Genomic DNA, 13,028 nt, shown 5'->3' with positions numbered 1-13,028 from the left:
ATCCCATAAGTTGGGCAATTGGGAGTTTTTTGGATAGTTAATTAAAATTAAATTGGGAATTTAAAGTGGCGGGAGTGGATTTGGCAAAGCTAGGGCGGTTAAAATTAATTATGCTTCAGTCTTTTTTATCCCGTGCAACCCTAATTTTAGTATCAAGCGCTCTAGCGGTTTTGTGTGTTGCCTGTAGTGAAGACAAACGGAACACTGTGACTGGTGGCAATGAGCAACCCGCGCCAATTGGGGATTTGGCATCAGTAGAACCTGCCGTTGAATCACCAACACCAGCAGTCACCCCAGAAGTAGAGCCGCTAGAGTCGTCTGAAAGCGAACCAAGTCTTTTTGAACAGGGGCTAGACAAAGCGGTTGGTGCTTGGAGTATCAGCCGATCTGCTCAATCTCCAGGTGATTGGATTTTGGTGGCGAATCAGTATCAAGACGCGATCGCGCTGATGCAAAGAGTCCGGCGACAAAGCCCAGAATTTGCGATCGCTCAAACTAAAATTACTGAATATCGCCGCCAAATTAAATATGCCCGACAGCAAGCTACTCCTCGCCCTGTGCGTCTTGCCGAACAGAAGAGGATAGTGGTTGTGGTTCCCCAGACAGCAATCACGCCAAAGTATACCTTGCCTCCACAAGAAACAAAACCGTTATCAATAAAGCCAGCTTTGCCCTCATCAGCAGTAGTGATTCCAGATCAGCAAGTGTTTACAGCGCCAATTAAAAGGCGACTTGGTGGAACACCAATTGTCGAAGTTACTTTTAATGGACAGCAACAATTTGAGATGATTGTGGATACGGGAGCCAGTGGCACTGTAATTACCCAAGAGATGGCAAATACCTTGGGAATAGTGCCAGTAGGGAAAGCTAAGGCAAATACGGCTAGTGCAAGAGCTGTAGAGTTTCCTGTGGGCTATGTCAATTCGATGGCAGCTGGCGGGGTAATAGTGAATAGAGTAGCAGTAGCGATCGCAGGTGCGGAACTAGAAACCGGACTTTTAGGACATGACTTTTTTGGTAACTACGATGTCACCATCAAACGTAATGTAGTAGAATTTCGCCCGCAATTGCGATCGCAAATCAATTCCCCAAAAACTCAACTAACTGCTCCAACTTCGTCCAAGCAGCCCCACTTTGTAGAATATCCTTAGCGATTTTAATCCCTTGGGCATGATCTAGGAGTGCGATCGACCCCGCTACTTGCAGCGCCAACGACGCATTCAACGCTACTGCGTCCTGTTGCGCCTGAGTTCCCTTACCTTGGAGTACCGACTTCAGAATCACCGCATTCTCTTGGACATCTCCACCCCGAAGCATACCTATGGAAGCAGGTGTTAAATCCAAATCTAGGGGATTAATGCTAGTTAACTGCACTTCTCCATCTGATAAAACCGCTAAGTCAGTTAAATCTCCTAACCCAGCCTCATCAAGTTTTTCTCGTCCGTGCAGCACAATCGCCTTTTCCTTGCCCAAATTCTGTAAAGCCTCGGCAACTATTGCCAAAAGCTTAGGAGTAAATAAGCCCACTACCTGCCCAGTTGGACGCAAAGGATTTACTAACGGCCCGAGCAAATTAAAAATTGTTCGCACCTTCAAAGTCCGCCGTAATGAGGCAACCGCCTTGAGTGCTGGATGCCAACCAGGGGCAAACAAGAAAGTGATCCCGACTTCTTGTAGTGCGGCTTGTACTTTTTCACTAGAGGCACTCAAGTTTACACCCAAGGCTTCCAATACATCTGCGCTCCCCGTGAGACTTGAGGCTGAACGATTGCCGTGTTTGGCGACAGGTATACCAGATGCGGCGGCGACAAATGCAACAGCTGTAGAAATATTAAAGGTTGATGATCCATCTCCACCAGTGCCACAGGTATCAATTACAGTACTGAATGCTGAGTGCTGAGTGCTGAGTGGGGAACATTGAGATTGTAATACTTCAGCCATGCCGGTTAACTCGTCGGCAGAAATGCCTCTAAAGTTCAGTGCTGTTAAAATAGCCCCTGATAACTCTGGGGGAACCGCTTCACTGAGCCAACCTTGCATCAATTCAGCAGCTTGAGTACGGGACAAGGATTGGCCATCTATTAATTGTTGCAGCAGGATATACCAGCTTGCAGAGGATTCTTGAGCAGGGATTGGGGAAGTTATCATAGCTAAGGTTTGTATGTTGTAGCTATATTGAGAGCTATGGGGTTATCCTACCGGAAAATTGGAAGCTATCAAAGTTAGGTTTAAATCTCAAGGCTCAATTGCAAAGCTGGATTAGCAACATCCTGAACTTGTGATTTTTTCTCCAAATCAAGTTTAACTTCGTAGTTTGTAATGAATAACTCTTTTCCTTTAGCCGCACCACTCTGCTTATAATTATTCATCCCATACTGTAATTCCCACTCTGAGATATTAGCCCATTGAAAATTCTCTCGAATGTGCGATGAGTTATCGTAGGTAATTAGCCAGCGATGATGACATTGTTGCAAAAGGTTAGCAAATCTCTGATGCTCAAAAGAAGTGTGCAAGTCACCATCTTTACCATATAGCTTTGATTTTGTAGCGCTAAAATATGGGGGATCTAAAAATAAAAATACATCTTTACCTTCTGATTTTAAGAGGTGGCTGTAATCCAAATTAGTAATTTGCACATTTTTGTTCAGAATATATTCTAATTTTTCTAATCGTTCTATTGAAGAATCAGTAAATCTTTTATGAAAAGCTTGTTCAGAAAAACCACCTGATTCTACAGTTCCTGAAAAAGTGATTCTGTTAAGAACGAAAAACCGAACTGCTCTTTCTAAATCAGATAAATTATTGACATCTACACTAGTTAATTCTGTAAAGAGTAATTTACCATCTGTATATTTGACTTTAATATGTCGAATTTCTTTAACTAACTGAGCTATATCAGATTGGGCAAACTTCCAGAATAAGAATAGCTCGCGGTTTAAATCGTTAATCCAAATCTTGAGATCAGGAAACTTTTGTCTTAAATAAATGAATATAGAACCACCACCTACAAAAGGTTCTCGAAATTCCGAAAAGCTCTCTGGCAAGTATTCGACTATCTGATTTATTGCTTTTGACTTACCACCAGGATATCGGAGAGGGCTTTTAATCATAATTAAAAATCGTCAAACTTGGGCTAATATAAGCATTCAATTTGTTTGCTAAAAAATATTGCTGTATACTCTGACTAAATCAGCATCAATGCTTTCATTTTCTGCTCCTGTAGCGTAACCGAGGTTAATGCTTCCAGCATGACTTCGGAAACGTTGACGATCTGCTTCTTTCTCTGTTTCAGGTTGCGAATTTTCACGTTTTAGAGAAGAATACTGCTGTTCTATAAAAGTAACTACCAATTCTGCAAGAGATACGCCTGCAACATCGGCTTGTTCCTGTAATGCCGCATAAACTTCATCACTTAATTCAAAGCTTAAAACCTGAGTCACTGCACTAAACCTCAGCTACTATATGTAACCATGAATGTCATATTAACTTAGTTTATCAACAACAGATAGCCTTTTTATTTATGGTATAAATATTGATTGAGCTACTAGCAGGTACAGATTAACCACTCTTCTTAGAAATAATTGTAATTCTTATGTGAAATATCCAAGGCAATTTTCTTGTCTCACCAAAAGCTTAAATTATCTATTCAAAATTCCTACAATCATCTACTTAGGATTATTGTTATGCCCCGTTCTGCACCCTACCAACCTTTGTTGTTGCGAATTCTTCACGGCTTAAGTGGAATTTTAGTTATCGCGGCAATTATTACCGGATTTTTGGTTTACAACACTTACGATCGCCGATTTGGTAAAATACCATTTCCTCAAATTGGGGATATTCAGGGCATTCACGGCACTTTTGCATTATTTTTCTTGCTTATTCTCCCTGCTTTTGCCCTCTATAGCTTTCATGCTGGACAAAAGCGCCTACTTCAATCTGATTCTTTGCAGCAACTAACCCAGGTTGGGAAGCCAATTTGGTGGGTTAGCTTGCAACGTCTGGTAAATACTCTCATGCTGATTGCTGCTATTTTGGCTGTGAACTCTGGCAGGATGATGAAGGAAGAATGGCTTCCAGCAGGGCAGCTACATCATATTTGGTACTCCCTCCACCTTTGCGCCTGGCTTGTCATGGTTGGCTGTGTGGCGATTCATGTTTTGATGTCTACCAAGGTGGGTAGTGCGCCGTTGTTACTCTCAATGTTTTCATGGAAGTTTCGCCCAGAAGATAGCCCTGCTAAATGGTCTAGTCGTTTCCGTACTTGGTTGACTAGCTTACAGGCTAACTTTGGTGTGGTAATGAATAATTTTATGCAAAACAATTTTTACCTCAGAATTATTGAGGTGATTGTGTTGGGTGGAATTCTGACAGCGTTTGTCTTACCTGTATTTTTTCCCGGTAGTGAGTCATAGGTAATTGGCTGTTACTGCATAGCTTGCCACCGTAGGCGATCGCAAACCTGTTAAGATAAAACTACGTATCCGTAATATCTCCAAGTAAAGTTTATGTTGCATTTTCGTAAAAACCTGTTACATTACTTTACAGGCAGTAATAACTGTCACAACATAAAAGCTCGGAGTATTATTTATGGCAGACGTTAAGAAGACTACGGCTTCGGTTCCAGAAGATCCTAATGCTGTGCGTTTTGGCTTCACTCCTCAGAGCGAAAACTGGAACGGTCGTTTTGCAATGATTGGTTTTTTATCTGCTGTTGCGCTTGAAGTGTTTTCTGGTCAAGGAATCTTACACTTCTGGGGCATTTTATAAATTTAAACGTTTTTACCTTCATTAGATTATGAGGCAAGGCGGGGATTAGTAAAATCTGCTGCCTTGCCTCATAATCTCAAGAATTAGACGCGATAAATCGCCGTCTCTACAAGGAATCTATCCATCACATTCTTTATTGACAGACTACTAGCGTGATGAGCGAAATATTACACGACCGGGAGATTCTTCTTGATTAATTCGCGTATATACTCGAAGACAAGTTAAGACTTCGCCAGGAATACCACCACAGTCTAGTTGTAAGTCATCCTTGGATGAAGCACAGATATCTGCATAAAGTCCTGATAATTGACGAATTCGCACTTCATTACCTGCATTAATCGCTTCGTCAGCGACTTTCTTCAAAATGCGCCGTGATTCATGTTGTAGCTTTCCCCACCAAGAATAGCGTTCAGCCGGTGGTACGAATACTAAGGAATGTATCGCTTCATCCATGTCAATCCAAGCACGAAGAATTGACAGGGTATCAGTATTTTTCTCAGCTTTTTGGGTGCGTTGGAAGCGATCGCTTAAAGCATCAATATATTGATCGCGCTGTTCTGCTTTGGAGTGTAAGGGAATGACATCGAAGCTAAAAACGCTCTTTAAAGCATGATGTAAATCTGGGTCTATTTCGATAAAATTCATATATAAAAATAGGAATGCTGCTGGTAAATCAGATACATTACCTTGCGTATTCTTCGGATTGGAAAGTGCTTGTTGGTATAAGCATAATCCCTGGGTTTGAACAGTACCACTAAGACCGGGGTAGATAATTTCATCGCGGATAAAGGGAAGTTGATAGAGATTAGAATTATCTGCGATCGCACCAACTTCTTGGGCTAAATCTAAGGTGCGCGATCGCCAAGTTGCGGCCAAATCCTCTGGTACTCGCAGCAGTTTACGTTGAATCTCATTCCACAAATCAGAGTCCGTTGTGCTTTGCAGTTGGGAATTACCCAGATAATAATTAAGTTCTGAGTCAGAATTAAAAGCTTCTCGCAGGTGACTTAGTTTTAAATCCTCTGGCGCATCTTCCCAACCAGTATTTTGCTGTGGGGGTGCAGGTTCCAACAGGTTATGAAGTTCTTGCAGCACCTCATCGCATATTTTAGATCCTGGATCTAATGGTAATTCTGTGCGAGCCTGATTTAAAGTCGCCTCCAGTCCATACAAACTAAACCGCAGTAATTGGGCTAACTCTGAATTTTCTATATCTAATAATTGACGCAAGTGCTGCATGAATCTCACCTCCAAATATTTTTATAGCGAATTAAACTTGGCAAACCTCTGCGCCCCTTAGCGTTTACTCCGCGCCCCTCTGCGTTTAAAATCTTAATTTTTTTCAACGCAGAGTAACGCAAAGGTTAGCGCAGAGTAACGCAAAGGTTTAATGTATACCGCAAAATGGATCGCGTTCTTTATCAACTTCATTGGGTTGCAATTCTAATTCAGCAATATAAATGCATCCCTCTTCTTTGAGGCATTCCTGACTATTTGATGTCCAGTAAGGTACTTCACCCGCGTGCATCCGTAGGATACCTTGATCGTCTAGAGTTACCCGATATTGGCAAGGGTAATCTGTTGTCACATCTGGCTTGCTGAGTGCGCCAATTCGTATCCATTTTTTGCTATTGGTTTCTGAATCTGTTTGATAAACATAGAAAGTGTGCTGGCCAGTTTGCGGGAAAGGAGGTAAGGGATTACTAATTAACCCAATTCCTGGTTTCGTCACACCATCGCGCAGATAGTGGAATTTTTGGAACAATTTACTACCATCATTTCCTACTTCAAAGACAAGATGATAGGCATCTGGTTGATCGACAGTTGCCGACTCAATAACATTGACGGCAATATCACCATCATTTAAATCTTTATTTAAACCCTCAACGGCAATATTCCAGTTTAATTTACCATCAGCAAATAACGGTGATGTTTCTGAAACAACCGATTCTAAATCAATGCCAGGGATATCAATTAAATAATGGGGATTTCCCTGACAAAGCAACACATTAAATTCTAGGGTTTGGTCAATTTCAAACTGGACTTTAATTTTTTTCAGAAACTCTGCTTCTTGCATTCCCAGTTTATTCATGAGATTTTTGCCGTCAAAGCTACCCCATAGTCGTAAATCTCCATCTTCGTAGTCTTGACGGTAAATAATATTAGTTAATTGGATTCCTTGCCATGCAGTCCGAACCTTGGCGACACTTTCCGAAGGTGCTAGTTGATAGAGTTCTTGCCCAGCCTTGAATATAGTTAGTAAATCGTTACTTTGAGTTTTGCGTTTGAAGTTGCAGGGCAAATAATAAAACAGGTTTTTGACATCAATTTCTAGCTGGTTGGCTCCCTTACGCAGCAAGCTTTTCGACTCTTCTGGATCGAACCTCAATCTTCGCAGTTTCTCGGCGTAGCAAGCACCGGCAGAGGTAGCTAATTTGGTAAATTCCAACACAAAGGTAATTCGTTCTGGATTCCACACAAAATATGGAGATTTACTAAATTCTTGGTATATTTGGCGCTGAACTATGTCTAAATTACAAGTTTTTCCAGACAAAATTAACCAATCAACTTTTTGGGAATTCCAAGAATCTTTGGTGAGATCATCAGAGCGCAATCGACTTTCCATCAATCCTTTGGCAATACCGATCGCTTCTTTTATTCCTGAAACGGCGGCTCGTTCAAATTGCTGGTTATCTAAAGTGACACAAATGCTATTTGGATCTTTAACTTGCAATTTAACGGCGCTTTGGGTGAGCAGTTCGGAAATTTGCTGCTCAGAAAGTGTGAAGGTTAATAGAGAATTATCTGCTGGTGCTTTTTGCCCAAGTTTGAGTTTAGCTGCTTCTGCATGATCCCAGAGGATGTAAAATGATTGCAGGCGCTGGGGTGTTTGTTGCCAACGAGTGGGTAATACTTTCTCGGCAGTATCTAAGGCATCTTTATAAGCAATATCGCCTTCTGGATTCTCTTTATCTAGACATTTTAAAAGACTGCCACTTTTGAATTTGCCTTGTTCTAAAAAACGCTCGTTTAATTCAGAGTTAATTAAATCTTCTAGCTTTTCGCTTTCAATATCACCTGTTGTTACTGCTGTCAATAAAAAGTCTGCGATCGCAACTTTTAATAATCTAAAAATTCGCAGTGTAATTAATTCACCACCCAACTGTAAATGACCAGATGAACCTAATAATTTGGGGGTAAGTTTATAGTAACGTCCTCCTAAACCTCGGTCTTCATAATCAGCAAAAGTTGGGGTTTTATCTTCTAAAGTTAGTTCAATTAAAGCTAAGTCTGTGGTTCCGCCGCCGATATCCAAAACGAGGACATTTTGTGACCATTTATTTCCTACTTGACGACAACGAGTTTTGAATGACTCGATGCCAATATTCAGATTACCGCCAAATTCTCGCCATAAAAAGAATATTGCTACAGAAACGGCTTCATCATAAGCAGTTTGGACATCATCGATCCCCAATTGCTCAACAAATTCCTTAACTTCTTTGCGAACAACTGGTGGGGCGACGGTGGGATAGGTGACAACTGCTGTCAAAAAAGTCCCTTCGGAAAATCTACGTTGGGCGCGTTGGCGGTAATCTTCAGTTAACTCGATTAAATGCGCCCAAGCAGATTGTATTAACTGGTTAGCGGTAATTGTTTCTTCTTCGCCATCCAAAATAACTGAAAACGATCGCTCCTGACCAAAATAGCGTTTGGGCGAATGGTGAAATCTGCTGATAATTTCCTTTAAAGAACCGCTTGTACCTTGAGCGATCGCTTTTTTGCGATTATCTCTAGCTTCCCTACCCATCCGCAGTTTCAAGTCCCCTAACTGCGAAATTTCTAACTCGCTGGGAATTTCTGTATCGCGGCGATCGATATCCAGCACAACTGGGATCAGATTTTGCGACTCTAGGGTAGGAACGCGGAACACCTCATGATAGATTTGGTAAAGTTTTTTGCTGACAGCACGGCGGAACCTCTCGCTGTTTCCTAAAGAAAGCTCAATTTGGCGAATTGCTTCCAAAAATCGCTCTTTATTGTCACTTTCAAATACTTCACTCAACTTTCTTGGATCTATCTCCAGATTTTTGCTAATTTCGGTGATGAACTTTGCCCAATCATCATCGCTGACATCTGGTAAAGCGACTGAAGCGGGAGAACTCAGCCATTGTGATAAGCGATCGCGCAACCGCATTTCTTGTTCTTTTGGGAGAATTTCTGCGATCGGTACTTCAATCGGATCGAAAAGTGTAACTGTGGAATTCGATGTACCAAAATCTAAAGCAAACCATCCGGGAAATCTTTTTTGTTGTTTCTCGCTTGGTTCTTGATCGCTATATTTGTTGAGTTGAAAAGGGTTCATTACAATATCACTTTCTGTTGTATGTTTTATAGCTGGCTAAAAACTGTAATGTTTTATCATAAAATTACAAATTTAGAGAATCTTTGGTCTTGTACCACTGATTCTCTTTAGCACTGGCTTTTTTATTTGGCGCGATATCTACGTTGGGCTACGCTTTTATATGAAAGGGTGTAGGCGTAGCCCAAACTAGGCATTTCTATGAAAATTGCAGCCGTTACTAAGTTGATGTTGAAGATTCTTGCTCAGTTGCAAGTCTTACTTGTTCGATGGTTAAACTAAGTAACTGGGCAACCTGTTCCATTGACATACCACAAGCTAACAGCAGAGGTACAAGTTCAAGTTTTAGTTCTTCTCGTCCCTCTTGTTTAGCTTCTTGATAAACTCTAGTTTCTTCTAACTTAACTCCTAACATTGCCTCTACCTCTTCACGACTTAAGTTGGCAAACTTATAAACTGCGTAGGCGTAGCCCGCCGTAGGCATCGTTGTGATTACTCAGATGCAAGTTTTACTTGTTCGATGGTTAAATTAAGTAATTGGGCAACCTCTTCCATCGACATACCACGAGCTAAGAACTGAGGCACAAGTTCAAGTTTTACTTGTTCTCTTCCTCGTTGTACTCCTAGTTCTAGTCCCTCTTGTTTAGCTTCTTGATAAACTCTAGTTTCTTCTAACTTAACTCCTAACATAGCCTCTACCTCTTCACGACTTAAGTTGGCAAACTTATAAACTGCGATAGTTGTGATTACATCTATTATCTCCTTCTTAGCTAAAACAGTTATCTGTTCTTGCTGCACCCGCTCAATTAAACGTTTTGCTTCTTGCACCATTTGATTGTCTGAAGCAATAGTCAACTGCATCAAACTGATACCTACTTTTTGGTCATCAGGGCTACCTAACTCATCTAAATAAATCCGTTGTACTTGAGAACTGTTCAGTAGCGATCTGTGAATAGTAGTGTTTTCTGGTTCCAAGCTGCGAGACTGTAAAATAATTACCCCGTACCAGTCATCGTAAAGCGACGGGTTACGATACATATACAGCATGGATTCTGAGAAAAACCGATGGTACAGTAACTCATCCTTTTGGAATTGCACCTCAGCAAAAAAGATCATCTGAGATGCTGCATCAGGTGGAGGTAAAAATACCCCATCAATCCGAAATGTTGGTTCTTTAACTTCAACAGATTCAAAGCGATAGCTAGTAGCTTCTGCTGGTGGCTGTTCTACTAACTCGAAAAACAACCCAGGGACACGCTTGAAAATTGCATAAAAAATCGCATCACGTCTCACAAATACATCCTCATCACCCTACCCGATCGCAATCAGCTATTTTTTGAGTTAGCTCATCTCAAACATCCAAGTAAGAAACAGTAGCAATTTCTGAAATAATCTGCAACCAAGTAGGAATTGCTACTTCAGTTGGCAAGTCCCCAGCCGCCAAATATCTGAGCAAAGTTTCTTTTTTTGAAAGGTTTTGTAAACTAGGAATAATTTGATCCAAAATACCTTCTATTTCGGAATTAATTTGCTGATTAACTTCGCTAACGTACTGTACAAGATGGAGACTAGCGCTAGCAGTAATTTCATCTCGCAGCCGCAGTACTAAAAGTTGGTGATTGCTCGTTCTAGATAAACCCTGACTTTTTTCTGGTGCCCAATCAAAGATTTGACCAACGTTATGTTTCTCGTCTTGACGCGCTAGGGGAAAGATGGTTTCAGGTGCAACGGCTTTATCTTTACTAGTAATTTCTGAGATGATCGCTTCTTTCCATTCGTTAGGATCGCATCCTAGTAATAACTTGTAAAAGAGATCGGCATCTTCAAAACCAAATTTTTCTTCAATTTGTTGTTCCATATCTATATGGAAAAATGCCTGTAATTGTTCGCGTTCTGGGGCTACATAATTTGACAATTGATTCAACAAATCTACCACTGCTTGATGAATGCGATCGCGGGCAAAATCTTCTACTTCTTTAACGGTTTTTTCAAAGACTGGATAAAAATCATCACTCTTGGTTGGTAGGGAAGAATTTACACGATTTCCCCGATCGAATAATTTCCCGGCTGCACCTTTAGATTCCGCTAGAGCGATCGCTCCATTGTTGGCTTTGTTGAAGAGTAAAGTCCACTGGTTCCAATTAAGGATTCTAAAAGTGAGTTCGTCTTTAACTACATCGCTGACGACAACACCGCGCCGATCTTTAAGTGGTTCTGTCCCTAAATCTTTTTGAAAATTCCTGTAAATTTTATCCAAGCTTTCGACTACATAGCGCAACTCAAGAAAGGCGGGGCTGTCTCCTGTAGGAATACCTTGCTCGTGAATTTCATCTATGATGTCCTTCAAGTGATCTTGTTGCTGGCTCACTACATCAGCCGATCTCCGAGTATCTTCATACAGTTGCTTCAAACCGTGAGTTGCTACGTGAGTTTGAATCAATTCCCGCAGCTTACTAAGTCCCCCATCTTGACTAAAATAACCTAGCTGTTTGCCTAAATTACTGCGGGGATCGGTGTCTAACAGCCGTTCACTTAATAGCTCCCATTTATCTTGTAGGCGTTTAGACCGATCTAGGTAATCAGGATAATCCAAGTTAGCCAAAAAATCTGGTGAGCCTGCTTTGACTGTACTAGAACGTTTTGCTAATTCAGCCAATCCCAACAACGGCGACAGTAAAACAATGCGGTCTTTTTGGGTTGTAAAGGCTTCTGCACCGTCAATGGTAGTTTGCAGAACTTTGAGTTTTTGGAAAACGGTTTCCTCTTTTAAATGTGAACTATCTTCAATCAGTTGATCGAGTTCTCTTTCGCCGCCTTCACTATCTAAGGGGAGTTGATCGAAGCGACCCACACCGACGAGAATTAAATCTTTCAGGTCTTGTCCCGGTCGCTGCTGCTGCATCATCGTAAAGATTTTATTGGCGCGATCGCTCCCAGGAGATTTACCATTTAGCAATACCAAAATTGTTTGTACTTCTGCTAATTCTCGCAGTGACAAAAAAGTATCCCTAGCCCCCGAATTAGCAGCCCCCAATCCTGGAAAATCGATCAGAATAAATTTAGCAGCACCTGTAAAATCCCAAATTTCCCGTGAGATTTTTACATCGATATCTACGCGGCGGATAAGTGGAAAGCTATTCTGCAATAACTTTGTTGGTAGCCTTTGGGGTGGACTCGGCAATCGAATATGCTCTGGGGGTAAATCCTCAAATTTCAGACTTTGGATTGCCATTGGCTGTTCAACCAGCTGTAGCCCTTCGCGGGCGGTAGTAGCATCAATCTGGTAGTGCCCACCACACATCACTTCCCCATAAGCTTGATAAGCCCGCAGGAATAATACCAACTCCCGGAGTAAATAACGTAGCTCTAAATTGTTACTACTATTCCAAGCTTCCTCACACCAACCAATGATATCTTTGCCAGAGTTGAGTTTTGATACTGGTATCGGAGGAAGCCCTGCTGCTGTCGTGCGTTTATGAGCTTCCCCCAGCATGAAGCGTAGACACTCATGTACTCCTTCATGAGAAAGATACTCTACAGTAAAATTACTGAGTTGAGTCGTTGCGAAGTCATCTTGCGGTATGATATGTATTGCGGTAACATTACCTGTAGTGGGGTTTTCACTTACTGGCAAAGCATCTGCATATCCAATCAGACTGCCTAAGAGTAAAGTTTTCCCGCTACTGAATTCCCCCATCACCCCAATTTTGACAGGTGAAGTTGCCAGGTCTACAGTTTTCTGGGCAGCTGACCGCAAACGCAGGAGACAATCATCAAGACTAGCTGGAACCCAATCTTCTTGTTTTGAAGGGTGCTGGGGCACAGAATCTATCTTTCGGAGGATGAATTCGCCGTACTCCTTAAAACGGCCCAGTTTATCTGGTTCCATAAAGTAGTTCCC

At 41.5% G+C, this 13,028-nt stretch carries 11 protein-coding genes; 3 read left to right on the top strand and 8 right to left on the bottom strand.

Translation table 11 applies throughout. The annotated features are described in order from the left end of the window. Nucleotides 1-110 precede the first annotated feature (110 nt). Entirely contained in the window at nucleotides 111-1,151 is a 1,041-nt protein-coding gene (locus VB732_RS18105) for a retropepsin-like aspartic protease (RefSeq protein WP_323232293.1), read from the top strand. Here the strand turns inward: VB732_RS18105 and trpD are convergent. The 3 genes from trpD to VB732_RS18090 form a co-directional block, all read right to left on the bottom strand. Next, nucleotides 1,081-2,148 (bottom strand): anthranilate phosphoribosyltransferase, encoded by a 1,068-nt coding sequence (trpD, locus tag VB732_RS18100; protein ID WP_323232292.1) that lies wholly within the window; start codon nucleotides 2,146-2,148, stop codon nucleotides 1,081-1,083. The genes VB732_RS18105 and trpD overlap by 71 nt on opposite strands. An 80-nt stretch (nucleotides 2,149-2,228) precedes the next feature. Continuing rightward, complete coding sequence (locus VB732_RS18095; protein ID WP_323232291.1) at nucleotides 2,229-3,110, bottom strand: DNA adenine methylase; 882 nt, start codon at nucleotides 3,108-3,110, stop codon at nucleotides 2,229-2,231. 48 nt (nucleotides 3,111-3,158) lie between these two features. Then, entirely contained in the window at nucleotides 3,159-3,440 is a 282-nt protein-coding gene (locus VB732_RS18090) for a hypothetical protein (protein WP_323232290.1), read from the bottom strand. Between the two features lie 243 nt (nucleotides 3,441-3,683). Here VB732_RS18090 and VB732_RS18085 point away from each other — a divergent pair, with 243 nt between their 5' ends. Both VB732_RS18085 and VB732_RS18080 read left to right on the top strand, forming a co-directional pair. After that, the gene (locus VB732_RS18085) at nucleotides 3,684-4,412 is read left to right on the top strand and encodes a cytochrome b/b6 domain-containing protein (RefSeq protein WP_323232289.1); all 729 of its coding nucleotides are present in this window, start codon (nucleotides 3,684-3,686) and stop codon (nucleotides 4,410-4,412) included. 175 nt (nucleotides 4,413-4,587) lie between these two features. Beyond that, a complete protein-coding gene (locus VB732_RS18080) occupies nucleotides 4,588-4,767 on the top strand; it encodes a high light inducible protein (RefSeq protein ID WP_323232288.1) in 180 nt (59 codons plus the stop codon). Nucleotides 4,768-4,914: 147 nt separating this feature from the next. Here the strand turns inward: VB732_RS18080 and VB732_RS18075 are convergent, their stop codons facing one another. The 5 genes from VB732_RS18075 to VB732_RS18055 form a co-directional block, all read right to left on the bottom strand. Beyond that, on the bottom strand, nucleotides 4,915-6,006 hold the full coding sequence (locus VB732_RS18075) for a hypothetical protein (protein WP_323232287.1): 1,092 nt from the start codon (nucleotides 6,004-6,006) through the stop codon (nucleotides 4,915-4,917). Nucleotides 6,007-6,154: 148 nt separating this feature from the next. Next, nucleotides 6,155-9,130, bottom strand: a complete 2,976-nt coding sequence (locus VB732_RS18070; protein WP_323232286.1) for a molecular chaperone — start codon at nucleotides 9,128-9,130, stop codon at nucleotides 6,155-6,157. Between the two features lie 217 nt (nucleotides 9,131-9,347). After that, nucleotides 9,348-9,611: a hypothetical protein gene (locus VB732_RS18065; RefSeq protein ID WP_323232285.1), complete on the bottom strand. Its 264-nt coding sequence runs from the start codon at nucleotides 9,609-9,611 to the stop codon at nucleotides 9,348-9,350. An 8-nt stretch (nucleotides 9,612-9,619) separates the two neighbouring features. Next, nucleotides 9,620-10,420: an Rpn family recombination-promoting nuclease/putative transposase gene (locus tag VB732_RS18060; protein WP_323232284.1), complete on the bottom strand. Its 801-nt coding sequence runs from the start codon at nucleotides 10,418-10,420 to the stop codon at nucleotides 9,620-9,622. Nucleotides 10,421-10,478: 58 nt separating this feature from the next. Next, nucleotides 10,479-13,016, bottom strand: coding sequence for a proteasome protein (locus VB732_RS18055; protein ID WP_323232283.1), 2,538 nt, complete (start codon nucleotides 13,014-13,016; stop codon nucleotides 10,479-10,481). Between the last annotated feature and the right edge of the window lie 12 nt (nucleotides 13,017-13,028).

Source organism: Nostoc sp. UHCC 0252 (assembly GCF_034931145.1).
In the GTDB taxonomy this organism is placed as follows: Bacteria; Cyanobacteriota; Cyanobacteriia; order Cyanobacteriales; family Nostocaceae; genus Nostoc.
The sequence above is the reverse complement of the archived record's forward strand: the minus strand, read 5'-3'. Positions and strand labels throughout refer to the sequence as shown.